This window comes from Desulfovibrio sp., from assembly GCF_018379785.1.
GTDB lineage: Bacteria > Desulfobacterota > Desulfovibrionia > Desulfovibrionales > Desulfovibrionaceae > Desulfovibrio.
The window spans coordinates 13,306-37,427 of record NZ_JAGZUV010000031.1 but is presented as its reverse complement, the minus strand read 5'-3'; the positions used below and the strand labels follow the sequence as shown (position 1 = coordinate 37,427).

Below are 24,122 nucleotides of genomic sequence, written 5' to 3'. Positions count from 1 at the left end.
CGTTGTGGCTCAAAACGATTATTTCTACGTTACGCCGGGCCTGTCAGTCAAGAATTTTCCTCCGGACGCCAAGGCAGAGTCAGCCTCGACGCGCCGATCTCAGGGCCAGCGCCGCCTGACGGGCGGCTTCCGCCAGATCTTCCGGCGTATGATCGCTACGCAGCGTGGCCCGCAGACGGGCGCGCCCCTTGGCCACCGAAGGATAGCGGATGGCCGAAAGAACATACCCGGCCTCAAAGAGCCGCTCCGCCGCGTTCAGGGCCACGATCTCGTCGCCCACGATCAGGGGCACGATGGCGCTTGAGGAATGCGCGTCCATGCCCCGCTCCTTCAGGCTGTCGCAGAAAAAGGCCGTATTGTCCCGCAGGCGCCGCACGCGCTCAGGTTCCCGGCAGAGGACGTCCAGAGCCGCGAGGGCCGCTGCCGCGGGCGCGGCCGACAGCGCGGTGGAAAAAATGAAACTGCGCGCGCTGTTTTTCAGATATTCGATGAGCCGCGCCTGGCCGCAGACAAAACCGCCCTCGCTGCCCAGGGCCTTGCTCAGGGTCCCGATGGTCACGTCCGGCGCGACGGCAAGTCCGAAATGTTCCGCCGTGCCGCGCCCCGTGGCCCCAAGAACGCCGGTGGCGTGCGCCTCGTCGAGCATGGAGAGAAAGCCGTGGCGGTCCGCGATGCGCAACAGTTCCGGCAAGGAAACCACATCCCCGTCCATGCTGAACACCGCGTCGCTGACGATCAGGCCCCGGCGGCCCGCATAACGGCGGGCCTTGGCCTCCAGATCCGCCATGTCATTGTGGCGGTAGACCACGATCTCCGCCCGGCTCTGGCGGCAGCCGTCAATAATGCTGGCATGGTTCAGTTCGTCGCTGAAAATCACGTCGCCCCGGCCGCAGAGGGCCGTGATCACGCCCACATTGGCCATATAGCCGGTATTGAACAGCAGCGCGGCCTCCGCATGCTTGAAGGCCGCCAGGCGTCGCTCCAGCTCGCTGTGCAGTTCCAGCCCGCCCGTGGTCAGGCGGGAGCCGCCCGTGCCCGCGCCCCAGGCGACGAGCGCCTCGGCGGCCCCGGCCTTGACCCGCGCGTCATCGGCCAGGCCCAGATAGTCGTTGGAGGCCAGCAGAAGCAGCTCCCGGCCTTCACAACACACGCTCGGACCGGGGGCCGAAGCCATGTCCCGGATATGGCGGCGCAGGCCGTTTGCGCGCAGGCGCTCCAGGCGTTCGTCCAGAAAAGCCCACTTGTCCGCCCTGCCCGCCTTATCCGTCTTGTTCTCCGCGTCATCCGGCGGACCGGAAACAGCCGCAACCGCGAAATCGCCCGCGCGAAAGCCGGGCGCGTCCGGAAGGTTTTCCACCAGCACCGGCTGCCGCTCGATGAAGTCCAGCGTGGCGGCGAGCCGCTCCCTGGAACCTCGATACAGAAAAATGCGCCCGCCCTCCGGCGAGCCGGGCTCCTTCATCCTGGCGATGCGCACATAGCCCAGCTCGCGCGAGGCCACATAGCCGGTCACATAATCCGGATCGTCCGAAATGCAGATTTCGGCAAGAATATTGGGCGCATGCGCCACCTTGGTGGCCAGCACCAGAGCTTCCTGATAGTGATTTTTTTCCGGCGCGCCGGAGGAAGTGGAAACAGATGCCGCGTCGGCCCTGTCCATATTGGTGGCGCGGACGCCGCGCTCCCTGTCCGGCTCCAGCCGCTCCAGGCTGTCGGCGTCCAGCAGCATGGCCCCGCGCAGGCCGCCCGCCGCGCGCATCAGGGCCAGCACGGCTTCCGGCGCGGGCACGCCCGCCCGCCGCAGCAGCCCGGCCGCCAGACGCAGCCCGGAGGCGGCGTCCGCGCAGTCCAGCGCACGCACGGGCAGGGACGGCAGGCGCAGACAGGCGGATTCCGGCACGGCCTCCACCTTGATGTTGATGAAATCGGGTTTTCCCTTGCCGTGGCGCTGGGCGCGGGTCACCAGATCATGGGTTAGCGCGGGCACGCCTTGCGCCCCGACAATGCGCTCCGCCCCGGAAATATGCTCTTCCGCGCCCTGAACCCTCCGGCTGGCGCGCATTTTCACGCTGAACAACTGCATGCCGTATCCTATCCTCGGTTCTCATGGCCGCCCGCATTCGGCGCGGTCCGCCGCAGCATGCCAGACTTGCCCCGCGCGGTCGAGAGGCGCGGCAAAAGGCCGGATACGAGCTGGCGCGCAGGGCCTTCAGATATGGCTCACGCCCTCAGGACTCCCTTCATCCGCATGACATTTCTGCGCGGCGGATTGCCGAACAGGCGCTTGTATTCCCTGATGAATTGCGTCGGGCTTTCGTAGCCCACGGCAAAAGCGGCCTGCGTCACATCGTGCCCGCCGGACAGCATGAGGCGCTGGGCTTCGCTGAGGCGCAGGCGCTTTTGATACTGCAACGGACTCAATGTAGTGATCTGCTTGAAATATTTGTGAAAAGTCGATGGAGCCATATTGGTTTGCCCGGCCAGCTTTTCCACCCGCAATGGCTCTTTGTAATTCTCTTTCAACCAGGATATGGCCCGCGAAATTTGGTTGCCCTGTGAACCCAGGGTATTGAAGCTGCGCAGAATGCCGCCGAACGGACTTGCAAGCAGTCGATAGTGGATTTCATCCAGCAGGAGGTTTTCCATGACGGGAATGTGCTCCGGCGTTTCCGTCAGTTCGAGCAGACGCAAAAACGCATCCAGCAAGCCGGGCCCGACAGCCTGCACCGCCGCTCCTCTGGGCGCGGCGTCGCCGGAGGACGACGGCGGCACCCTGGCCGCAAGGCTTGCAATACGGGCGGCATCCAGATTCAGCGACATGGACAGGTACGGCTTTTCCTCGCTGGCCTCCATGACGCAACTGGTGACCGGCATGTCCACCCCGGCCACAAAGCAGACATTTTCGCCATAATGGTACTCATCCCCGCCGATTCTTACCAGCTTCCGGCCTTGGGCCACCACAATGATCACCGGCTGATAAAAGTTGGGCCAGGGATCGGCGCTGCTTGTATTGCAATGCAGCACGAAACCTTTGACCGCTGTGGGATAATTTCCCGCCCCCGGCGCGCCGTCGAGCAGCTTCGCCCTGAGCACGGCCCAGTTCCTGTCCACATCCACATGTCTGTTTTCCGCCATACAACGCCTCCTTCCTGATCCGTTCTCTCCTCCTCCGCCGCTTCGCCTTCGCAACATTTTCCAGGAGAATCAGATAGCTGTGAAAGACTTCTCGCACATGTCTTTTCTGAGACAGCCGGTTACATTCGTATAATTATCCGGATCACGGATCAAGTATTTTTCATTCAGATGTAGAGAAACAGGCAGAAAACAGAGAGGAATGTCTCTATCTCCAGGGCCGGGGCGCAGCTATAAGAGCATACAACACTTGAAATGCTCGTTTACGGCGAGCAAAGCCCGTCTACTCGCATTTCGCGGCAAGGATTTGTCTGCAAATCCTTGCGGAGCGGCTCACGCATGAATGCGTCAACCGCTCTGGCGCACCCCATGAAACGCCGTTCACATCGCGGACATAACCCTGAACACAGGAGAAAACAGATCATGAAAAAAAGACGGTTGGGAAAAAGCGGCCTGAAAGTATCGGCCATCGGCATGGGCTGCATGGGCTTCAGCCACGGCTACGGCGCCGTGCCCTCCGAAGGGGAATCCATCAGGCTTATGCGCAAAGCCTATGACGAATACGGCTGCACCCTGTTCGACACAGCCGAAGTGTATGCGACCTATGCCAATGAAGAGCTGGTGGGCAAGGCGCTGAAGCCCATTCGGGATAACGTGATCCTGACGACAAAGTTCATGCCCGTTTTCCTGGCCGGGCAGGAAATTCCGGAGGGAAAACTCAGCCGGAAAGGACTCAGAAACGCGCTTGAATCCTCGCTGAAACGCCTGCAAACCGAGTATATCGATCTCTACTACGAGCACCGGGTCCCCGAGAACAGCGATCCCGCTGAAGTCGCCTTCTGGATGGGCGAACTCATTCAGGAGGGCAAAATCAGGGCATGGGGGCAATCCGAACCGACGGCGGAACAGATCCGCATTGCGCACGCCGTAACGCCCCTGGCCGCCGTGCAGAATGAATATTCCTTCATGCAGCGGCGGCCCGAACAAGAGGTGCTGGCGACCTGCGAGGAACTCGGCATCGGTTTTGAGGCTTACTCTCCCATGGGCGGCGGTTTTCTCAGCGGCAAATACGACAAGGATACGAAGTTTACGGGCGATGACGTGCGGCGCGTCATCACACGATACAACAGGGAAAACATGGAAGCCAACCAGCCGCTTCTTGACCTGCTGCGGGCCTATGCCGCGGAGAAGCAGGCCACGCCCGCGCAGCTCGCCCTGGCCTGGCTGCTGCACAAAAAAGACTTTATCGTGCCCATTCCCGGCATGCGCAAGGACGAACGCCTGGCGGAAAACTTCGGCGCGGCGGATGTTGCCCTGTCGCCTGAAGAGCTTGCCGGGATCGACAAGGCCCTGGGCAAGATCGCCATACACGGCGACAGAAAAGACAGCGACATCGTCAAACTGGGTACGGTTCAATCCGTTATCCTCGAATAAAGGAAAATGACATGGAATATGTGACCCTGAACAACGGCGTGAAGATGCCCGCTCTGGGCTACGGCGTGTATCTGGTGAGCCCGGAAGAGTGCGAACGCTGCGTTTCAGACGCCATTGAAACGGGCTATCGCTCTATTGATACGGCACAGGCCTATTTTAACGAGGAAGGCGTGGGCCGGGCCGTGGCCCGATGCGGCGTGCCGCGCGGGGAATTCTTCCTGACGACCAAGATCTGGATCAGCAACGCGGGATACGACAAGGCCAGGACCTCCATTGCGGAATCCCTGCGCAAACTGCGGACCGACTATCTCGACCTGCTGCTGATCCATCAGCCCTTCGGCGACTATTACGGCACCTACCGGGCCATGGAGGAGGCATACATGAGCGGCCTCGCCAGGGCCATCGGCCTCAGCAACTTCTATCCCGACCGCTTTGTGGATCTTGCGCATTTCTGCGAAATCAAGCCCGCCGTCAACCAAGTGGAAACCCATGTGTTTCAGCAGCAGAAAGCCGCCCGCGCCTACCTGCGGAAATACAATACCCAGATCGAATCCTGGTCGCCCTTTGCCCGTGGAGAGAACAATCTCTTCTCCAATCCGGTCCTGACCGGAATCGGCGGGCGGCACGGCAAGACAGCGGCGCAGATCGCCCTGCGCTTCCTCTTGCAGAGCAAGGTGGTGGTCATCCCCAAATCCACCCGCAGGGAGCGCATGGCCGAGAACTTCGCGGTGTTCGACTTCAGCCTTTCCGAAGCGGAAATGCGGGAGATCGAGGCCCTGGACAGCGGGAAAAGCGTGTTCATCAACCATCAGGATCCTGAATCCGTGGAGTGGCTTCTGACCCGCTTTCAATAGCCGTGAGGGAGGAGGACACCATGAAAAAGAATATCGGGCCCGCGCTTTGACAACTTCATTTGCAGCATCGCGGCCACCTGTGCGGAGGAAGCCGTCCTGACCGGAAACGGCAGGATTGACTACCGTGCCTTCAAGCGTGGGCTTTTCAGGATGCCTGCCTGTGGATATCTCCATACAGGAGAGCTGATCGGAACGTCCACGAAACCGGGCAGGGAACAAACCGGGCGGCCTACAGCCCGAAGCAAAAAACGGGCCGGACGCGCGTCATATCGCGTCCGGCCTGAAAAACAGCTCACGCCCGGAGGCGGAGATACGGCTTTAAAACTTGGGAAAGAGCTTGGCGTCCACCGGCTTCAGGCCCTTGAGCAGAGCCTTGCCGCTGTCCAAGGAGCTGCCGAGCACCGTGGTCACGGCAAATTCCTTGCCGTTGGAACCGAACCAGGACATGCCCTTGCCCTGCCCCTGGCTGAACGAGCTCTCATACAGGCCGTTCTTTTCCACCGGATCGCTGGGCGACATGCCGCCGTTCTTCATATTGGCCACGGTTTGGGTGGCCGCGTCCTTGGCGGACATGCCGTTGGCCACCACCGTGATGGTCACGGCGCTGCCGTCCTTGCCGCTCACGAACAGGGCCATCAGAGCGCCGTTGCCTTCCTGCACGGGCTGGGGCTGGGTCCAGTCGGCGGGCAGATCAATGCTGAAATATTTGGTTTTCACTTCCGCGGCCTGAGCCGGGGCGACCAGAGCGACGGCCAGCACGGCGGCCGCGACCAGCAGGGAAATCCTGCCGAAAAACTGCAACATGAAAGTCTCCTTTTACAAAAAAACAAAAGATTACGACGCGTAACAACGTCCGGCCAGACCTAATACCATCTCTCCGCGCTGGCAAGCAAAAAATCACGGACGACAAGGCCGCCCCGTAACGCCTCCCCGCAGTCCCCGTGCCCGGTGCCGGGACTTGCGCCCCGGTCTTTTTTGGGCAATACTGCTCCCCCGAATCCACAAGGGGGGCTCTCAGCATGCAAGACGTCAAAAAAGTCGTGCTCGCCTATTCCGGCGGGCTGGATACATCCGTTATTCTCAAATGGCTCATTGAAACCTACCATTGCGAGGTCATCACCTGCACCGCCGACCTGGGCCAGCCCGAGGATCTTTCCGGCGTGGAGGAAAAAGCGCTGAAAACCGGCGCTTCCAAGGCCTATGTGGTTGACCTGCGCGAAGAAATGGCCCGCGACTTCGTCTTCCCCATGATGCGCGGCGCGGCGCGCTACGAAAACCGCTACATGCTGGGCACCTCCATCGCGCGCCCCTGCATCACCAAGGCCCTTATCGACATCGCCCGCAAGGAAGGCGCCGACGCCATCGCGCACGGCGCCACGGGCAAGGGCAATGATCAGGTGCGCTTCGAATTTTCCGCCAAGGCCCTGGCCCCGGAAATCCGGGTCATCGCGCCCTGGCGCGAGTGGGATCTCATGTCCCGCACGGCCCTGACCGCCTTTGCCGAAAAGCACGGCATCTTCATTTCCAGCGAGGCCAAGCGCTACAGCATGGACGCCAATATGCTGCACACCTCGTTTGAGGGCAGCGAACTGGAAAATCCCGGCAACGCGCCGCACGAAATCTGCCATGACCGTTGCGTGCCCGTGGAACAGGCCCCCGGCGAGCCTGAAATTATCGAAGTGGGCTTTGAGGCGGGCAACCCCGTTTCCGTCAACGGCCGGAAGCTGTCGCCGTACGCCATTATCAAAACCCTGGCCGAACTGGCGGGCAAGCACGGCATCGGCCGCGACGACATGGTGGAAAACCGCTACGTGGGCATGAAGTGCCGGGGCGTGTACGAAAATCCGGCGGGCACCCTGCTCTTCGCCCTGCACCGCGACCTGGAAGGCATCTGCATGGACCGCGAACTGCTCGGCATCCGCGACATGCTGGCCGTGCCCTATTCCCACGCCGTATACAACGGCTACTGGTTCTCGCCCGAGCGCGAAGCCATGCAGGCATTTTTCGACAAGTCGCAGGAAACGGTCACCGGCACCGTGCGCGCCAAGCTCTACAAGGGCGGCGTGTGGCCCCTGGCCCGCACCTCTCCCTACTCGCTCTTCTCCGAGGATCTGGCCACGTTCGAGGGCGGCGACTACGACCACAAGGACGCGGCGGGCTTCATCCGCCTCAACGGCCTGCGCCTGGGCATGTACGCCGCCATCAGAAACAAGATGGCGAAATAGAGCGTTTCTAAAGATAATCCGGTCCAGTCCCGTGCCGGCACGACCACAAGGCCCCGCTCCCGCTTCGGCACGGGCGGGGCTTTTTTATAACGGAAGCGCTGAGTAATGGTCTTTTTGCCCACTGCCCGCGTCCGGCTCACTCCGTGCGAAGGGAGTATATTCAAATATATTCGACCTTCGCCCGGAGTTTTCCGTCCTTGGCAGAGAACAAAAATCTTCATTAATCAGCGCTTTCAACAATGAGGAACGCACGATGAAAACCAATCAGAGTTGGGGAGGCCGTTTCGCCGAAGGCCCCAAAGAGGCCGTGGCCCGCTATACGGATTCCCAAACCTACGACCGGGCGCTCTACGCCCAGGATATCCGCGCTTCCCGGGCTCATGCCCGCATGCTGGGCCGCCAGGGCGTGATCACTCCGGAAGAGGCGCAAATTCTGGCGGACGGCCTGGACAGGGTGCGCGCCGAGATCGAGTCCGGCGGCTTTGTCTGGAAGCCGGAACTGGAAGACGTGCACATGAACATCGAGGCCCGGCTTACCGAACTGACCGGCGACGTGGGCAAAAAGCTGCACACCGGACGCAGCCGCAATGATCAGGTGGGTCTGAGCTTCCGCCTTTTCGTGGCCGACAGGCTGGACATCTGGCGGCAGCGCGCCGCTGCGCTCTGCGCCGTGCTGGTCAAACGCGCCGCCGAGCATCAGGGGGACATCCTGCCCGGCTGCACGCATTTGCAGCCCGCCCAGCCCGTGAGCCTGGCCCAGCATCTGCTGGCCTACGCCTGGATGTTCCGGCGCGACGCCCTGCGCCTGACCGACACGCTCAAGCGGGTGCGCGTCTCGCCCCTGGGCGCGGCGGCCCTGGCCGGCACCACCTACCCTCTTGACCCGCAGAGCGTGGCCGACGAGGTGGGCTTTGCGGAAATTTACGGCAATTCCATGGACGCCGTATCCGATCGGGATTTCGTGCTGGAAGCCCTGTTCGACGGCTCCGCCGTCATGATGCATCTTTCCCGCCTCTGCGAGGAAATTATCCTCTGGGCCAATCCGGCCTTCGGCTTCGTGAAGCTGCCCGACGGCTACGCCACAGGCTCCTCCATCATGCCGCAGAAAAAAAATCCGGACGTGGCCGAACTGATGCGCGGCAAGACCGGCCGGGTCTACGGTGCGCTCACGGGCCTGCTCACGGTCATGAAAGGCCTGCCCCTGGCCTATAACCGCGACATGCAGGAAGACAAGGAAGGCTTTCTGGACGCGGACCGCACGGTGGAATCCTCCCTGCGGCTCATGGCCGGGATGCTGGAGGAACTGACCTTCCGCACGGACCGCATGCGCGAGGCCTGCAAGGCGGGCTTTCTCAACGCCACGGAACTGGCCGACTATCTGGTGGGCAAGGGCCTGCCCTTCCGCGAGGCGCATCACGTCACCGGCCAGGCCGTGGCCGCCGCCGAACGCGAAGGCAAGGGCCTGGAAGACCTCACCCTGCCCGAATTACAGTCCCTGGAACCGCGCATCGGCAGCGACGTCTACGCGGTGCTGGATTACGCGGCGGCCGTGCGCCGCCGGGAAACGCCGGGCGGCACGGGTCCGCGCTCCGTGGCGCGCCAGCTGGAACAGCTTGAACTGTGGCTGGCGGAGCAGGAGCAACGATGAGCGCGACCGGCTCCGGCAAGGCCACGGGCTGGAAAATCCCGTTGCTGTTCTGCGCGGCGGCGATTCTGATCGTAAGCGTTGTCGCTCTCTGGCGGTATCTGAGCCGCCCGGAGATTCCGGCTCTGGAACCGGGCCTGCTGGAACAGGCCCGGGCCCTGCATATCGACCTTGAGGCCGACGCCTGGGGGCGGTCTTTCAAAAATCTGCTCGTGGACAGCGCCGCCGGCTTTTCCGGGCACGCCCTGAAAGACGCCAAGGTGGAACTGCTGGCAAGGGAAGCCATGGAATCGGGCCGGTTCGACGGCGCTTGCGCGGCCTCGGCACTTGTTTATAATGATTACAAACGCGACGGCCTGCTGGCGGATATGGTCCGCCGCGCGGCCAATGACTGCGCCGACCTGCCCTGGGGCGCATTTGCCGCCAAAAAGATGAACGGCGCGGGCGTGCGCATCGACGCCCACGTTCTGCTCAACACACGCTGGCGCGAATGTTCCGGTCAGGCGGCGGGCCGCTAGGAGTCATAGAGCATAACGCATACGCGCGGCCTGCCAACCAAGACCATAAGGAAAGAATCATGCCCGACGCCCTTCAGACGGAACTGACCCGGAAGCCGACGCCTGAGCCGGTTGAAGACACCGCCCGCTGGCCGGAATGGGCGGAAGAGGCGCGCCTGGACGACGAGTTGACGGCCAAGGCCTATGAGGCCACGCCGCCTTCCTGCCGGGCCGCTCTGAAAACCGGTCTGGCCCTGGCCCACATGCATTTCGGCCAGAGTCTGGGCTGCCTGCGCGAAGAGCGCCGGGACGGCCATCTGGGCTTCTGGCGGCATAGGGCCTCGTTTCCGGCTCCCTGGGCCGTTCTGGCCTTTACGCCCGAATACGCGGCCGCGGCCCGGTTGACGGCGGCCTGCGTGCCCGCCCTGCTGGCCAACGTGCCCTTGGTGGGCGCGGTCTGTGTGGGCGGCATGCCCCACGGCGCGGCTCTGGTCAGTCTGGAACTCAGCGGCGTGGAAGACATTTTCCGCCTGGACGATGCCGGGCTCTGCGCCCTGCTGGAAGAAAGCCAGCCCGGTCCGGGCCGACTGGTTCTGCTGCACAAAGGGGAACTGGACAGCGTGGCGCACACGGCCCGCGTGCTGGGCCTGCCCTGTTATGAGGAACGCCGGGCTCCGGCCCTGATCCTGCCAGAGCCCGAAGCCTTTGACCTGGATATTCTGTGTCTCCACAAAGACCTTCTGCCCGAGGCCGCGCGCGGCCACTGCAGGGCCCACCGCCACGGTCCTTTCCGCTACACAGGCTCGCTGGCCCTTTCTCCCGGCTGCGAAGGCTTCTGGTTGCACGAGGGCCTCACGCCGGACTTTTTCACGGTTTCACGCCAAGCTTTCGGGCCGCTGTAAAAGGAAAAGGCGGGACGTTTTGCAACGCCCCGCTCCAGACACATGACAAACCCCGCTTCGTGGGGTTTGCGCCACCAACGGCGGCTAAGCCGCCGGGTGGAAAGACACGAAAATCAGTCGATTAACGGCGCGGCAAAGCCGCGGCCTGCTCCTGATTTTCGGGGCTGCCGACTTTGTCGACAGCCTCAGGCGGACTTGCCGCCGCTACAGCCACGAATCTTTCTCAGGCTTTCATGCCGCGCTTGGAAGCCTTGAGCGGGTTGATTTTCTTCTTGGCATCCCCTTCGCCGATTTTCTTCACCCGATGCTGATTGGCACTGGTCAGGGCCGCCGTGTCCAGTTGTAGAGCCTCCAGCCGCGCGGACATGCCGACTCGGGCCGAGGAATAGCGGTTGGGATCCGCCAGACTGCTGTCCAGATATTTCTGCGAGGTAAGGTAAAGCCCTTTCTCGTCAATGGCGAGCAGGTACTGCGCGCCGTTTTCCTCGACGCCCTGAATGACCATGTCCGAGGTGCTTCCGAAACGATTGACCATATGTTCTCCTTGGGCTGAGCATTTCGTAGAGACGCACTCTATATAAAATGAAATTCATTTTCAATATGTCAACCCACATCAGCTTCAAATGGCGCTGCCCGGCGGAAAAAAATATTTCCCCCGCACGCCGCGCATCCCGCAACAGACCGCAACGCGGCAGACATCTTCCCGCGTCAGGCAGACCTCGCACACGACGGCGAACAGACCGCCGTACATTGTGAATCATACCTCCACATTCAGCTTCCGGCCCACGCCGGTGGCCGCGATGCGCAGTTGTTCGGCCATCTCCGTGGATTCCTGCAAGGTTTTGCCGATAATCAGATTGCTCATGACCTGCTGCGGCGCAATGCCGTCGCGCAACAGTTCCTCGGTGCTCTGGAAGGTGCCGTTGTCCTGTATGGCTTCCATAGGCGCTCCTTCTCCCTGCTCCCCATTTTTCTTTTCGGCATTCCGCCTCAAGATATTAGGCCTCCCTTCCTCTTTTCGCGAAATGACAACGCCTTGCGTTCCGGCTGAGACTGGACCATTCTGAAAAAGTATAAGCCGTGGCGTCCGCCAAAGGGCACGACAAGGCGAATACTCCGCAGCCGGAACCCCGGCACGGGAATCACCGGCCTGCCGGGCCGACAAGCGAGGATGTGCTGTGAACAGGATCAATCTGATATGTCTCGGCGTGCGGGACATAAAAAAATCTTTGGCCTTTTACAAAAATATCGGCTTCAAGACCTATGAAAAAGCGGACCAACCGGTCGTTGTTTTTTCGACAACCAGGGCAGCAAACTGGAACTCTATCCTCTTGAGGAACTTGCCCGGGACATAGACGCCGAAAATCCGCCGCCGCTTTCACAGGGCGGCTTCGGCGGCATTACCCTGGCCTGCAATGTGAAATCCAGAGAGGAAGTCGACGCCTTCATGAAAATGGTCCAACAGCACGGCGGCGTGATCGCCAAACAGCCACGGGACGTTTTCTGGGGCGGCTACAGCGGTTACTTCCGGGATCCGGACGGCTATTACTGGGAGGTTGCCTATGGCCCGGACTGGGAATTTGATGCGCACGGCATGCTGCGGATTGAAGACGCGGATTAGGGCCCGCGGGGCTCGGAATACCCCAGCCGTAGTTAACCTGCTCCAAATACAAAATCACCCTGCCTGCGGCAGGAGAGCGGAATGCCTCTGGGGTTTCGCCCGCCCTTGCCGTGAACCTGAAAAAACCGTACCACTGAAGCAACGCCACCCAGCCGGAGCCAGCCATGCCCCCAATCAGCGACATCCGTAATATCGGTATTATCGCCCATATCGACGCGGGCAAGACCACTCTTTCCGAGCGCATGCTGTTCTACAGCCGCAAAATTCACCGCATGGGCGAAGTCCACGACGGCGCGGCCACCATGGACTATATGCCCGAGGAGCAGGAACGCGGCATCACCATCACCTCGGCCTGCACCTCCTGCCAGTGGCGGGAGAAGATGATCAATCTCATCGACACGCCCGGGCATGTGGATTTCACCATTGAGGTGGAGCGTTCCCTGCGCGTGCTGGACGGGGCCGTGGGCGTGTTCTGCGCCGTGGGCGGGGTGGAGCCGCAGTCCGAGACGGTCTGGCGGCAGTCCGAGCATTTCGCGGTGCCCAAGATCGCTTTCGTGAACAAGATGGACCGCCTGGGCGCGGATTTCGAAGCCGCGCTGGAGGCCATACGCCGCCGCCTCCAGACCAATGCCGTGGCCGTCACCGCCCCCCTGGGCCAGGGCGAATCCTTTGCCGGGGTGCTGGATCTGATCAGCGGCGAAACCCTGACCTTCGATCCGGCGGACCAGGGCCGCACCGTGCTGCGCGTGCCGTTCAGCCCGCGCGAGGCCACGCTGGCCGCGCCCTGGCGCGAAACCCTGCTGGAAAAACTGGCCGAGGCCGACGACAGATTTCTGGAGCTCTGGATGGAAGGCTCCTTCAGCCCGGAGGATGTCCGCGCAGCCCTGCGCCGCGCCACGCTTTCCCGCGCCCTGACGCCCGTGCTCTGCGGCTCGGCTCTGCGCAACGTGGGTATTCAGCCCGTGCTGGACGCGGTTTGCGACTATCTGCCCTCGCCCTTGGACGTACCCGCGCCTGTGGGCCGAGATGCGGAAGGCCGCGAAGAAGCCGTGGAGCCGGACCCGGACGCGCCGCCCGTGGCCCTGGTCTTCAAGGTGCTTATGGAAAACGGGCGTAAACTTTCCTTTCTGCGTCTCTATGCCGGGCAAATCAGGGAAGGCGACTCGTTGCGCAATGTGACGCGGAAGAGCGACGACCGCGTGGGGCGTATCTTCCACCTGCATGCCGACCGGCGCGAACAGCTCGAATCGGCCTCGGCCGGGGAAATCGCGGCGGTGGTGGGCCTGCGCACGGCCCATACCGGCGAAACCTACGCCGCGCGGGGCCGCGAACTCGTACTGGAATCCATTGAAGCCTACGCGCCGGTGCTCACTCTGGCGCTGGAGCCGCGCAACGCCGACGAGGGCAAAACCCTGGATGAGGCCCTGGCCCGCTATGTGGAGGAGGACCCCACCCTCCAGGTCAGCCTGGACGATGATTCCGGCACACGCATGGTTTCCGGCATGGGCGAACTGCATCTGGACGTGCTGCTGGAGCGCATGCGCCGCGAATACGGCATCAGCCCGCGCGCCGGACAGCCGCAGGTGGTGCTGCGCGAAACCGTGCGCAAGGAAGCCGAGGCCGAAGCCGTCTTCGACAAGGAACTGGGCAAGGAACATCACCAGGGCGCGGTGGCCCTGCGTGTCGCCCCCCTGTCCCGCCATACGGGCAATCAGGTGACGGTGGGCGATTTTCTGCCCGCGGATCCGCAGGAGGCCCGCAAGATTCTGCCTCCGGCCCTGCTTCAGGCCGCCCTGGACGGCGTGCGCGACGGCCTGCAAAGCGGCGAGCTGACCGGCTGGCCGCTGGTGGACGTGGCCGTAACCCTGACCAATGTGGAGCGGCGCGAAGGCCTGACCACCGTACCGGGCTGCCACATGGCCGCCGGACAGGCCCTGCGCGAGGCACTGTCCAAAGCCGCGCCCGTGGCCCTGGAGCCCGTCATGCGGGTGGAAATCAACGTGCCCGAGGATTTTCTGGGCCCGGCCATCAGCCTGTTCACTGCCGCCGGAGGCAAAGTGGAAGACCTGGAGGACCATGCCGGACGCAAACTGCTGCGCGGCACGGCCCCGCTGCGCCGTCTGTTCGGCTTCTCCACCTCCTTGCGCTCGGCCACTCAGGGACGGGCCGGATTGATGCTGGCCTTTGACCGTTTTGATCTGCCCTGAGGCCGCCATGCCCGCATCGCCGGAAAACAGAAATCAGGCTCCCCGCGCCAAGAAAAGCCTGGGCCAGCATTTTTTGCGCCGGGAGGAAATCTGCGACCGCATCGCAGCCCTGCTGCTGCCCCAGGCCGAAGACCGCGTGCTGGAAATCGGCCCCGGCCCCGGCGCGCTGACCAGGGCGCTGGAAGCCGCGCCGCACGCCTGCCTGCTGTTGTTGGAAAAGGACCGCCACTGGGCGGCCGAACGGCAGCGTCAGGCCGCTCCGCGCACCCAGGCCGTACTGACCGACGCCCTGCGCTTCGACTGGCGGCGCATCAGTCCGGAACGCCCCTGGAAAGTCATCGGCAACCTGCCCTATAATGTGGCCTCGCCCCTGATCTGGGATATTGTGTCGCGCGCGGAAGGGCTGAAGGGAGCCGTGTTCATGGTTCAGAAGGAAGTGGGCCAGCGCTTGGCGGCCGCGCCCGGCAACGGCCACTACGGCGCGCTCTCGGTCTGGGTTCAGAGCTACGTCCGCCCGCGTCTGGAATTCGTGGTCGGGCCCGGCGCGTTCAGCCCGCCGCCCAAGGTGGATTCGGCTGTGCTTTCCTTTGAGCCGCTGCCGCCCGAGGCGCGACCCGCCCACCCCAAGGCCCTGGCCCGCCTGTTACGGATATGCTTTCAGCAGCGCCGCAAGCAGCTGGGCGGCATCTTCCGCCGGGCCGGTCTGCCGCAGATGGAAAGGGCTCTGGCCCAGGCGGGCCTGGCCCCCAGCCTGCGGCCCGAAGCCCTGAGTACGGATGATTTTCAGCGCCTGTCCTCTTTTTTGCCGCTGAATCTTGACAATCCGCGCTAAAAGAGGTTGAGTTAAGCCCGCTATCATACTGGTATTGCGCGCGGTGGCTTCGCGCCACGGACTTGGGGAGTCAGGCTCGCGGTATCTGTTGGCAAATCTTCAGGAGGATATGCTGATGACTAAAGCTGATCTGGTTGAAAAAATCGCCGCCAAGGCCAATCTGACCAAGGCCGCCGCCGAGCGCGCCCTCAATGCCTTTCTGGCTTCCGTGGAAGACTCGCTGAGCAAGGAAGCCAAACTGACCCTCACCGGTTTCGGCACCTTCGCCGTGGAAAGCCGCAAAGCCCGCCAGGGCCGCAATCCGCGCACCGGCGCCACCCTGACCATCCCCGCCTGCAAAATGGTCAAGTTCCGCCCCGGCAAGATGCTCAAAGACGCATTGAATTAATTTTTCCCCGCATGCGGCGACACGGCAAGCCCATGCGGGCTTGCCGTGTTTTTCTTGTCCACTGAAAAATGCGCTTTTTCTGATTTTAGAGCATGCCGGGTTTGAAATATTACACATTTCAAACCCGGCACCGCCCGCCCGCTGTGTAAGGGGCAGCCGCTGGCGAGTCCTCGAGCCGTACGCATGCCGACGCGCGGCGGAAACACGGTTTCACAGCCGCCAGGGCGTTTCGACAATTTCAACATTGAACCGCTCCGGTATTCCGATTGCAAAACTTTCGAGCATAGTCATGCTCTTAATTTTCGCGGGGCCGTCAGCGAAAAACCACCTTTTTTCGCTGACTCACGGCGCCTGCGCCGCCGCAAAACCCTACGGGCTTCGCGTGTCTGATTTTCCAAATTAGGCACTTGCTTTTTTTTCAGCCCCGCACTATACAGACTCTTCATATTTTGCAGCGCCGTGCTTTTTGCAGCTTGGCCTGCCCGCCGGAGGGGGTGATATTCTTGCCCGGAGTTTTTCTCAACGACGACGATTACAACTTCGACATTGCGTTGCGCCGTTTCAAGAAGCAGGTGGAGAAGGCCGGCATTCTTTCTGAAATGAAGAAGCGCCAGCACTACGAAAAACCGAGCGTCATGCGCAAAAAGAAGAAGGCCGCCGCCCGCAAGCGGTTGATGAAAAAAATCAGAAAAATGAACATGGCCTAGGAGCTGTTTCTAAATTAGGATTTTCGTTCTCCGCCAAGGAAGGCGAGTCTTGAGCGGAGGGAGTATATTCAAACATATTCGACCTTCGCACGGGGCGAGTCTGACGCTGGCAGAGAGGGCGAAAGGACAATTTAGAAACAGCCCCTAGCCCATCCCACAGCGCGCCATGCCGCGCATTGCGCGGTGTGGTTCCGCTGTCCTGAGGCCATCACGCATTCGGACAGACACTGCGGGAAATCCCTTGGGGATTTCCCGCAGTTTCCGCTTCTTTTCCACTCTTACCCCCGGCACCGCCATGAGCCTATCTGAACAGATCGAGAAAGAATACATCCAGGCCTACAAGGCCAAGGACGCCGTGCGTCTTACCGTGCTGCGGCTCCTGAAAACCGCGGTCAAAAACAAGCTGGTGGACCTCCGGCGGCCCGGCGGCAGCCTTTCCGACGAGGAAATGCTGGACGTCATCATCAAGGAAGGCAAGCAGCGCCAGGATTCCATCGAGCAGTACACCGCCGCCAAGCGCGCCGATCTGGCCGAAAAGGAAGCCGCCGAACTGCGAATTCTGCAGGAATACCTGCCCAAGGCCCTCAGCCCCGAGGAACTGACGGAGATTATCGAGACCACCGTCACCGAGCTTCAGGCCGCCACGCCCAAGGATATGGGCCGGGTGATTTCTGCCGTCATGGGTGCATACAAGGGCCGGGTGGACGGCAAGGCGCTGTCCGAGGCGGTCAAAAAACGGCTCAGCTGAAAACGCGCCTTTTGTCCTCCGGACTGCGTCAGAATGTCGTTTGCAGGCCGGGGTTGCACGGGAAAGTGCTACCCTCGGTCCGCAAGCGGCGTCTTCCCTGTCAAAGAACAAAGTCCATGTTTTCAGGGAAGCGTTTTGCCGTAGCTCTTTTATTTTTCAATTCCCCTTAGGGGTGTTTCTAGAGCGGATTAACTTTGAAATTTGTAAAATTTCAAAGTCGGCATTCCGGCGAAAAATGTGGTTATCGTTGCTACTGCTCCCCGTATGGTTCCGTTGTCGCCAACGGGGACAGCCCTTTGGGCTGCCTTCGGTCGCTTCGCCGGAATCCACGCCGCGTTGCTCTCGATGCCTGTACGCCCTTTGGACTACAGGCACGGCCCTACGGGCCGCCCGTCGGGCCGGTCTTCGCGGCGCGCCTCACGTGTTCGGCGTTAGAGCATTTCAAAGTTGAAATGCTCTAGTGCTGGCGCAACCCTTATGGCACAAAGAAATCATGATTCATACCCGCACTCTCAATTCCCTCGAATTCGGCAAAATCACGGAATACCTGGCCGGGCTCTGCTGCTCGGGCGTGGGCCGCGAACGCGCCTTGGCCCTTGCTCCCCTGCCGGACTCCGAGGCCGTGACCCTGGCCGCACGCCTCTATGAGGAAGCCGCCACCTGGGCCGCCCGCCCCGTGGGCGACGGCGGCAAGGGCTTCAGCCTGGCCGCCTTTCCCGATGTCGGCGGCCTGCTGCACGCCGCCGAGCGCCCCCAGTCCCGGCCCGACGCCGACGCCTTCTGGGCTCTGCGCGAAGTGCTGCGCCTGGCCCAGAGCGCGCAGGCCGCCATCAATACGCCCGAGGCCCCGCGCCACTGGCCGCATCTGCTGGAGCTGGCCCAGGCCGCGCCCATGCCCGTGCAGCTCACGGCGGCGTTGAGCCGCTGTATTTCCGACGACGGCCTGATCAGGGACGAAAGCTCGCCGGAACTCTATCGTCTGCGCGGCGAACTGCGCCGCCTGCACCAGAGCTGCATGCGCAAGGTCAAGGATTTCGCCCTGCAGTACAATATGCTGCCCTATCTGCAGGACGAGTTCATGACCCTGTCCTCGGACCGCTATGTGCTGCCGCTCAAGGCCAATTTCAAGGGCCGTATGCAGGGCATCATCCACGACTGGTCCCAGACCGGCGAAACCTGCTATTTCGAGCCCATGTTTCTGGTGGAGATCAACAACCGCCTCCAGGAACTCAAGCATGAGGAGCGCGAGGAGGAGCAGAAGGTACTGGCCTATCTGCGCGACCTGCTGGCCGCCGAACTGCCCGGCGCCTGGGCCGCACTGGACCTGCTGGCCCGGCTGGACGTGTTGCAGGCCATGCGCCGCCTGGCCGATCTGTATGACGGCCGCTGCATCAGCCTCTCGCCGGTGGAGGAAGGCATCAGTCTGCTGGAGGCCCGCCATCCCCTGCTGGCTCTGGCCCGGAGCAACAACACGGGCGCGGACAAGACCGCCGCCGCGCCGGTCCGGCCCCTGGACATTCTGCTGCGCCCCGGCGAACGGGCCCTGGTTATCACCGGCGGCAATGCGGGCGGCAAAACAGTCTGTCTGAAAACCCTGGGGCTCGTGGTGGCCATGACCCTCAGCGGCCTGCCCGTGCCCGCGGGCAAGGGGTCGCATCTGCCCTGGTTCAACCGCATGGACGCCTTTATCGGCGACGAGCAGAGCCTGGACGACAATGTTTCCACCTTCACGGCCCAGATCGACCATCTGGCCAAGGCCTGGAAGCATCTGGACCGGCACGGTCTCGTGCTGCTGGACGAATTCGGCGCGGGCACGGACCCGGCCCAGGGCGCGGCATTGGCTCAGGCGGTCCTTGACGAATTGCTGGACAAACATACCTTTGTACTGGCAGCCACGCATTTCCCGGCGCTCAAGTCCTACGCCCTGACCCGCGAGGGAGCCAGGGCGGCGTCCATGTTGTTTGATCCGGCCACCAAAAAACCGCTGTTCAAGCTGGCCTACGACCAGGTAGGGGCCAGCCGGGCTCTGGATGTGGCGCGGGAGCACGGCCTGCCCGAAACCATTGTGCGCCGGGCCGAACACTATTTGCTCCAGGACGGCCAGGACGCCACGGCCCTGCTGGGGCGGCTCAACGATCTGGCCGCCCGGCGCGAGGAAGAACTGCTCGTCTTGCGGGCGGAGCAGGAAAAAGCCCGCCATGCCGTGCAGCAAAGCCGCGATCGCCTGGAAAAGGAACGGTCCCGTCTGCACGAGGAAGTGCGCGGCAAGGCCGCCGAACTGATGCGGGCCTGGAAGGAAGGACGGGCCACGTCCAAGCAGGCCCTGAAGGAAATGTCCCGCCTGCGCGCCTCCCTGGCTCCGGCTGTGGAGCCGGAGACGCAGTCCGTGCTGCCCAAACCGCAGCATTTCACGCCTGGCCAGAGCGTGCTGCACAGTGTGTTCAACAAGCGCGGCGTGATCACGGACGTGGACGAACGCCGGGGCCGAGTGCGCCTGGACATGAACGGCGTGAATCTCTGGGCCGAGATGAAGGATCTGCGCGAGAGCGGCGGCCAGGCTCCCCAGGCCGCGCCGCGCGGCGCGGTGAAGCGCGGGACAGACGAAAGCGCTTCCCTGAGCCTGGATTTGCGCGGCATGCGCGCGGATCAGGCCCTGGCCGAAGTGGAGCGTTTTCTGGACAAGGCCCTGCTGGCCGGTTTTTCCGAGGTGGAAATCGTGCACGGACGCGGCACGGGCGCGTTGCGCCGTGAAGTTCACGAATTTCTGCGCGGCTTTCCGGCTGTGGACCAGTTCGTACTGGCCCCGGAAGACAGGGGCGGGGACGGCATGACTATCGTTACATTTCGTTAACCACTGACGTTACATAAACTTTTCTGACTGCCGACCGCGTCATCGAGGCTGCCTTTATCCGTAGCGCCGCCGTCCTTCTCCGCAGGCCGCGTTGCAGTTGAGACAAGACGGCAACGCCGCCGGCGGCCGAAGCAGACACGTTTTTGCTCCGGTCGGGCATGCTACGGGAAGAGCGCTCTTCCGTCACAAGTAACGCGTTTTCCTTGCCGGAAAGCCAAAAATTCCCAGTGTGTAAGCGGCAGTACTCGGCAACGCGCCCACGTGGCTGCCTTTTCCGTTTTTCATTGCTGCGTTGACGGCTTTCCCCCACAACGCAAGACCGGAGCACAGGGCTGCATGCAATCCAAAGACGCCATCCGCGCCATCAAGGAGCGCCTGAACATCGTGGACATCGTGCGCCGCTTTGTGGAGCTCAAACGCAACGGCCCGCGCTGGGTGGCTCCCTGCCCCTTCCACCAGGAAACCAAACCCTCCTTTTCCGTCAATGAGGAACAGGGCATGTTTTACTGCTTCGGCTGCCACGCCTCCGGGGATATTTTTGATTTCTACGGCCGGATCAACGGCCTGGATTTCAAGGAAAGCCTGGAGCAGCTGGCCGCCGAGGCCGGGATCACCATTGAGCGCGGCCGGAGCAATGCCCGCAACCAGGGCGAGGAGCGGGAGCGCCGCTCGGGCCGCCAGCAGATGCTGCGCATGTATGAGCTGGCCGCCGGGCATTTCAGCGCGGCCCTGCAAAGCCCGGAAGCCGCCGAATGCCGCGGGTATATCGAAAAGCGCGGCCTGAGCGGGGACATCGTGCAGCGTTTCGGCCTGGGTTGGGCCCGGCGCGAATGGCAGTCCCTGGCCGACGCCCTGCGCCGCGCGGGCTTTGACGCCCGCCTGGCCGTGGAGGCGGGCCTGCTGGGCCAGTCCGGCAACGGCCGGGCCTACGACCGCTTCCGGGGGCGGCTGATCTTTCCCATCAAGAGCCTTTCCAACCAGATCATCGCCTTCGGCGGACGGATCATCGCCGGAGAGGACGAGGCCAAGTACATCAACAGCTCGGACACGCCCATCTATAAAAAGGGCGAGCATCTCTACGGCCTGGCCCAGGCACGGCGCGGCATCACCACCAAGGGGCGCGCCCTACTCACCGAAGGCTATATGGACGTGCTCACCCTGCACCAGTTCGGCTACGACAACGCCGTGGGCGTGCTGGGCACCGCGCTGACGCCGGAGCAGATCAAGCGGCTTTCGGGCTTCGCCTCCCAAATGGTGCTGCTCTTCGACGGAGACCGGGCCGGGCGCAAGGCCGCCCTGCGCTCCTGCGAAATGCTGCTCACGCGCGGACTGGCCTGCAACGTGGTGCTGATGCCCGAAGGCGAGGACATCGACAGCCTGCTGCGCACCGCCGGGCCCGAGGCTTTTGAGGAGTTGCAGGCCAGGGCGCCGGACGGGCTGCGCTTCTGCGTGGACGTGCTCAAGGCCCTGGCTCCGCGCGAAACCGTGGAATGGGCGCGCAACTTCCTGCGCCAGGTGGAATTGCCCGAACTGGTCAGCCCGTATGTCTCGCGGCTGGCCGGGCATTTGCAGCTTTCGGAAAACGAACTGCGCCAGGGCCTGGCCGCCTGGCACAGCCAGAAACAGGACGGCCGGGGGAGCGCTCCGGCGCAAACGGCCAAACCCAGCCTCGCCCGGCAGAACATGCGCGACCGCCAGATTATGATGTACGCGGTGCGCTATCCCGAACGGCTCGACGACCTGCGCGCTCTCGGCGCGGATCTGACCCTCCAGTCGGCCATTGCCCGACGGCTCTGGGACAAGATTGAGGAACTGGGGGAAGAATGCCCCTATCATCTGGACCAACGCGAAAAAAACTTCTGGACCCTCTGCCGGGGGGCTGAAGCCGCGCCCCGCGACAACGGCGACAAGGAACTGGAATTCCTGCGCCGCGATCTGGACGCCTATTACGCCTCGGCGCAAAAATCGTCTGTTTCCGCAGCCTTACGCGAGAATACCGGCACAGGTGACTTTGCGGCTGATTTGGATTATCTTCGCGCACTGCAGGAAACCTTGGAGAAAGGGCATGAGTAATCTTAAAGATATCCAGCAAATACAATCTCTTATCGCCAAGGGCAAAGGCACGGGCTTTCTGACCTTTGAAGAGGTCAACAAGGCTCTGCCCGTGGAAATGAGCACGCCCGAGCAGTTCGAAGAGATCATAGGCATTTTCGAACAGCTGGAAATCGTCATTGTGGATTCCGAAAAGGACGGCAAAAAAATTTCCGCCACCGCCGCCGAAACCGACGACGACGTGAGTGAAGGCACGCTGGACCTGGCCGAAGACGAGGAATCAGCCGACTACTCTTCCCGCAGCACCGATCCCGTGCGCATGTATCTGCGCGAAATGGGCGCCGTGCCTCTGCTGGACCGCGACGGCGAAGTGGTCATTGCCAAAAAAATCGAAATGGGCGAACAGGACGTGCTCTACGCCTTGGTGGAAGTGCCCGTGGCCGTGGAAGAACTCATCAACGTGGGCGAGGATCTGCGCCAGAACCGCATCAAGCTCAAGGATGTGGTCAAAACCATTGAAGAAGACGACCCCAGCGAAGACGAAATGAACCAGCGCTCACGGGTCATTCTGCTCCTGGACGAAATCAAGCAGGTCTTCAAGAAAAAACGCAAGATCTACAAGAAGCTGGACGACTGTTGCACCCTGGAACGCCGGGTCACGGCCACCCAGAAGGAAATCATCAGCTTCAAGGAAGAGATCGTCACCCGCCTGCGCGACATCAAGCTGGAAAAGACCCTCATCGACCGGATCATCGAGACGGTGGAGGACTATGTGCGCCAGATGCACAACTGCCAGCGCGATCTTTCGGCCTACATCCTCTCCACGGGCCGCACCCAGGTGGAAATCCAGACCATGTTCGACGGCCTGGAAAAGCGAGAGGTCAATCCCGCGGAGGCGGCGCGCGACCTCAAGCTCAGCGTGGACGAGCTCTTTTCCTTCAAGGAAATGATCATCGGCAAGATTGAAATTCTCAAGCGTCTTCAGGAAAAATGCTGCCACAATGTGGGCGACCTGGAAGAAGTGCTCTGGCGCATCAAGCGCGGCAATACCGCGGCCATGCGCGCCAAGCAGGAGCTGATCCGCTCCAACCTGCGCCTGGTGGTCTCCATTGCCAAAAAATACACCAATCGCGGCCTGCAGTTCCTGGATCTGATCCAGGAGGGCAACATCGGCCTGATGAAGGCCGTGGACAAATTCGAGTACCAGCGCGGCTACAAGTTTTCCACCTACGCCACCTGGTGGATCCGCCAGGCCATCACCCGGGCCATCGCGGACCAGGCCCGGACCATCCGCATTCCGGTGCACATGATCGAAACCATCAACAAGCTGATCCGCACCTCGCGCTATCTGGTGCAGGAACTGGGACGCGACCCCACGCCCGAGGAAATCGCAGAGCGCATGGAATATCCGGTGGAAAAAGTCAAGAAAGTGCTCAAGATCGCCAAGGAACCCATCTCTCTGGAGACGCCCATCGGCGACGAGGAAGATTCCAGCCTGGGCGATTTCATTGAGGACAAGAAGGCCGTGGCCCCGGCCGAGGAAGTCATCAACACCAAGCTCTCCGAGCAGCTGGCCGCCGTGCTGGCGGATCTGACCCCGCGCGAGGAGCAGGTGCTGCGCAAGCGTTTCGGTATTGCGGAAAAGAGCGACCACACCCTTGAGGAAGTGGGCAAGCTCTTCAACGTGACGCGCGAACGCATCCGCCAGATCGAGGCCAAGGCTTTGCGCAAGCTGCGGCATCCGGTGCGGAGTCAGCCTTTGCGCTCCTACTACGAAAACTGATGGCATTTGATTCTTTTTGCCGTTGGCTGTGTTAGGCGGCGCGGCCCGGCTTGGTTACGCAGACAACTGCTTTGGCCGTTGCGGCAAAGGAAGCTACGGACAAAGACAGCAACTGGTTACTGCAACTATGTGTGACTAGTTGCTGTCGCCATCCGTAAGCCTCGTGAACTCGGCAACGGCTAGCGCCCGCGTCGGGCCGCTTGCCTGCCGTGCCAGCGGCAAAAATTTCTCAAATGCCATTTAT

The 24,122-nt window shown here is 62.2% G+C and carries 21 protein-coding genes; 15 read left to right on the top strand and 6 right to left on the bottom strand.

What is annotated here, in order from left to right; translation table 11 throughout:
- Positions 1–79: 79 nt before the first annotated feature.
- Positions 80–2,083, bottom strand: coding sequence for an 8-amino-7-oxononanoate synthase (gene bioF / locus KH208_RS08375; RefSeq protein WP_291435446.1), 2,004 nt, complete (start codon positions 2,081–2,083; stop codon positions 80–82).
- Positions 2,084–2,220: 137 nt separating this feature from the next.
- Complete coding sequence (locus KH208_RS08370) at positions 2,221–3,135, bottom strand: AraC family transcriptional regulator (protein WP_291435444.1); 915 nt, start codon at positions 3,133–3,135, stop codon at positions 2,221–2,223.
- A 420-nt stretch (positions 3,136–3,555) separates the two neighbouring features.
- On the opposite strand from KH208_RS08370, the gene KH208_RS08365 reads away from it, so the two are divergent.
- Both KH208_RS08365 and KH208_RS08360 read left to right on the top strand, forming a co-directional pair.
- Positions 3,556–4,566 carry an aldo/keto reductase gene (locus tag KH208_RS08365; protein ID WP_291435442.1) on the top strand — a complete coding sequence of 337 codons (1,011 nt, stop codon included), beginning with the start codon at positions 3,556–3,558 and terminating at the stop codon, positions 4,564–4,566.
- A gap of 11 nt (positions 4,567–4,577) precedes the next feature.
- A complete protein-coding gene (locus KH208_RS08360) occupies positions 4,578–5,420 on the top strand; it encodes an aldo/keto reductase (protein ID WP_291435440.1) in 843 nt (280 codons plus the stop codon).
- A 318-nt stretch (positions 5,421–5,738) separates the two neighbouring features.
- On the opposite strand, the gene KH208_RS08355 is transcribed toward KH208_RS08360, so the two are convergent.
- The gene (locus KH208_RS08355; RefSeq protein ID WP_291435438.1) at positions 5,739–6,224 is read right to left on the bottom strand and encodes a hypothetical protein; all 486 of its coding nucleotides are present in this window, start codon (positions 6,222–6,224) and stop codon (positions 5,739–5,741) included.
- Positions 6,225–6,439: 215 nt separating this feature from the next.
- Between KH208_RS08355 and KH208_RS08350 the strand changes: the two genes are divergently transcribed.
- The 4 genes from KH208_RS08350 (at position 6,440) to KH208_RS08335 (ending at position 10,689) form a co-directional block, all read left to right on the top strand.
- Positions 6,440–7,645, top strand: coding sequence for an argininosuccinate synthase (locus KH208_RS08350; protein ID WP_291435436.1), 1,206 nt, complete (start codon positions 6,440–6,442; stop codon positions 7,643–7,645).
- Between the two features lie 253 nt (positions 7,646–7,898).
- On the top strand, positions 7,899–9,293 hold the full coding sequence (gene argH, locus KH208_RS08345; RefSeq protein WP_291435435.1) for an argininosuccinate lyase: 1,395 nt from the start codon (positions 7,899–7,901) through the stop codon (positions 9,291–9,293).
- Complete coding sequence (locus KH208_RS08340) at positions 9,290–9,808, top strand: hypothetical protein (protein ID WP_291435433.1); 519 nt, start codon at positions 9,290–9,292, stop codon at positions 9,806–9,808. The genes argH and KH208_RS08340 overlap by 4 nt, the downstream gene beginning before the upstream one ends.
- 59 nt (positions 9,809–9,867) lie before the next feature.
- A complete protein-coding gene (locus KH208_RS08335) occupies positions 9,868–10,689 on the top strand; it encodes a hypothetical protein (RefSeq protein ID WP_291435431.1) in 822 nt (273 codons plus the stop codon).
- Between the two features lie 223 nt (positions 10,690–10,912).
- Here KH208_RS08335 and KH208_RS08330 read toward each other — a convergent pair whose 3' ends face one another.
- Positions 10,913–11,224, bottom strand: a complete 312-nt coding sequence (locus KH208_RS08330; protein ID WP_291435429.1) for a hypothetical protein — start codon at positions 11,222–11,224, stop codon at positions 10,913–10,915.
- 222 nt (positions 11,225–11,446) lie between these two features.
- Positions 11,447–11,632 carry a hypothetical protein gene (locus KH208_RS08325; RefSeq protein WP_291435427.1) on the bottom strand — a complete coding sequence of 62 codons (186 nt, stop codon included), beginning with the start codon at positions 11,630–11,632 and terminating at the stop codon, positions 11,447–11,449.
- 372 nt (positions 11,633–12,004) lie between these two features.
- On the opposite strand from KH208_RS08325, the gene KH208_RS15535 reads away from it, so the two are divergent.
- The 4 genes from KH208_RS15535 (at position 12,005) to KH208_RS08305 (ending at position 15,737) form a co-directional block, all read left to right on the top strand.
- Positions 12,005–12,310 (top strand): VOC family protein, encoded by a 306-nt coding sequence (locus tag KH208_RS15535; protein WP_367114952.1) that lies wholly within the window; start codon positions 12,005–12,007, stop codon positions 12,308–12,310.
- A gap of 164 nt (positions 12,311–12,474) precedes the next feature.
- Positions 12,475–14,517, top strand: coding sequence for an elongation factor G (fusA, locus tag KH208_RS08315; protein ID WP_291435424.1), 2,043 nt, complete (start codon positions 12,475–12,477; stop codon positions 14,515–14,517).
- A 7-nt stretch (positions 14,518–14,524) separates the two neighbouring features.
- Positions 14,525–15,349 (top strand): 16S rRNA (adenine(1518)-N(6)/adenine(1519)-N(6))-dimethyltransferase RsmA, encoded by an 825-nt coding sequence (gene rsmA, locus KH208_RS08310; protein ID WP_291435423.1) that lies wholly within the window; start codon positions 14,525–14,527, stop codon positions 15,347–15,349.
- Positions 15,350–15,392: 43 nt separating this feature from the next.
- Positions 15,393–15,737, top strand: a complete 345-nt coding sequence (locus KH208_RS08305) for an HU family DNA-binding protein (protein ID WP_291435422.1) — start codon at positions 15,393–15,395, stop codon at positions 15,735–15,737.
- Here the strand turns inward: KH208_RS08305 and KH208_RS08300 are convergent.
- A complete protein-coding gene (locus KH208_RS08300) occupies positions 15,734–15,982 on the bottom strand; it encodes a hypothetical protein (protein ID WP_291435420.1) in 249 nt (82 codons plus the stop codon). The two genes, KH208_RS08305 and KH208_RS08300, sit on opposite strands and share 4 nt — an antisense overlap.
- Before the next feature lie 258 nt (positions 15,983–16,240).
- On the opposite strand from KH208_RS08300, the gene rpsU reads away from it, so the two are divergent.
- The 5 genes from rpsU to rpoD all read left to right on the top strand — a co-directional run bounded on the left by rpsU (position 16,241) and on the right by rpoD (position 23,878).
- Entirely contained in the window at positions 16,241–16,444 is a 204-nt protein-coding gene (gene rpsU / locus KH208_RS08295) for a 30S ribosomal protein S21 (RefSeq protein WP_009302365.1), read from the top strand.
- Between the two features lie 295 nt (positions 16,445–16,739).
- The gene (locus KH208_RS08290) at positions 16,740–17,192 is read left to right on the top strand and encodes a GatB/YqeY domain-containing protein (RefSeq protein WP_291435418.1); all 453 of its coding nucleotides are present in this window, start codon (positions 16,740–16,742) and stop codon (positions 17,190–17,192) included.
- A gap of 493 nt (positions 17,193–17,685) precedes the next feature.
- A complete protein-coding gene (locus KH208_RS08285) occupies positions 17,686–20,043 on the top strand; it encodes a Smr/MutS family protein (protein ID WP_291435416.1) in 2,358 nt (785 codons plus the stop codon).
- Between the two features lie 336 nt (positions 20,044–20,379).
- Positions 20,380–22,116 carry a DNA primase gene (gene dnaG / locus KH208_RS08280; protein WP_291435414.1) on the top strand — a complete coding sequence of 579 codons (1,737 nt, stop codon included), beginning with the start codon at positions 20,380–20,382 and terminating at the stop codon, positions 22,114–22,116.
- The gene (rpoD, locus tag KH208_RS08275) at positions 22,109–23,878 is read left to right on the top strand and encodes an RNA polymerase sigma factor RpoD (RefSeq protein WP_291435412.1); all 1,770 of its coding nucleotides are present in this window, start codon (positions 22,109–22,111) and stop codon (positions 23,876–23,878) included. The genes dnaG and rpoD overlap by 8 nt, the downstream gene beginning before the upstream one ends.
- The last annotated feature ends 244 nt before the right edge of the window (positions 23,879–24,122 follow it).

Excerpts from the sequence above, each read along its gene's own strand:
- bioF (WP_291435446.1), bottom strand. The coding sequence starts at position 2,083 with ATGCAGTTGTTCAGCGTGAAAATGCGCGCCAGCCGGAGGGTTCAGGGC.
- rsmA (WP_291435423.1), top strand. The coding sequence starts at position 14,525 with ATGCCCGCATCGCCGGAAAACAGAAATCAGGCTCCCCGCGCCAAGAAA.
- KH208_RS08350 (WP_291435436.1), top strand. The coding sequence starts at position 6,440 with ATGCAAGACGTCAAAAAAGTCGTGCTCGCCTATTCCGGCGGGCTGGAT.
- KH208_RS08365 (WP_291435442.1), top strand. The coding sequence starts at position 3,556 with ATGAAAAAAAGACGGTTGGGAAAAAGCGGCCTGAAAGTATCGGCCATC.
- dnaG (WP_291435414.1), top strand. The coding sequence starts at position 20,380 with ATGCAATCCAAAGACGCCATCCGCGCCATCAAGGAGCGCCTGAACATC.
- KH208_RS08335 (WP_291435431.1), top strand. The coding sequence starts at position 9,868 with ATGCCCGACGCCCTTCAGACGGAACTGACCCGGAAGCCGACGCCTGAG.
- KH208_RS08285 (WP_291435416.1), top strand. The coding sequence starts at position 17,686 with ATGATTCATACCCGCACTCTCAATTCCCTCGAATTCGGCAAAATCACG.
- KH208_RS08355 (WP_291435438.1), bottom strand. The coding sequence starts at position 6,224 with ATGTTGCAGTTTTTCGGCAGGATTTCCCTGCTGGTCGCGGCCGCCGTG.
- KH208_RS08340 (WP_291435433.1), top strand. The coding sequence starts at position 9,290 with ATGAGCGCGACCGGCTCCGGCAAGGCCACGGGCTGGAAAATCCCGTTG.
- KH208_RS08330 (WP_291435429.1), bottom strand. The coding sequence starts at position 11,224 with ATGGTCAATCGTTTCGGAAGCACCTCGGACATGGTCATTCAGGGCGTC.
- rpoD (WP_291435412.1), top strand. The coding sequence starts at position 22,109 with ATGAGTAATCTTAAAGATATCCAGCAAATACAATCTCTTATCGCCAAG.
- KH208_RS08290 (WP_291435418.1), top strand. The coding sequence starts at position 16,740 with ATGAGCCTATCTGAACAGATCGAGAAAGAATACATCCAGGCCTACAAG.
- KH208_RS08370 (WP_291435444.1), bottom strand. The coding sequence starts at position 3,135 with ATGGCGGAAAACAGACATGTGGATGTGGACAGGAACTGGGCCGTGCTC.
- fusA (WP_291435424.1), top strand. The coding sequence starts at position 12,475 with ATGCCCCCAATCAGCGACATCCGTAATATCGGTATTATCGCCCATATC.
- argH (WP_291435435.1), top strand. The coding sequence starts at position 7,899 with ATGAAAACCAATCAGAGTTGGGGAGGCCGTTTCGCCGAAGGCCCCAAA.
- KH208_RS08300 (WP_291435420.1), bottom strand. The coding sequence starts at position 15,982 with ATGTTGAAATTGTCGAAACGCCCTGGCGGCTGTGAAACCGTGTTTCCG.
- KH208_RS08325 (WP_291435427.1), bottom strand. The coding sequence starts at position 11,632 with ATGGAAGCCATACAGGACAACGGCACCTTCCAGAGCACCGAGGAACTG.
- KH208_RS08360 (WP_291435440.1), top strand. The coding sequence starts at position 4,578 with ATGGAATATGTGACCCTGAACAACGGCGTGAAGATGCCCGCTCTGGGC.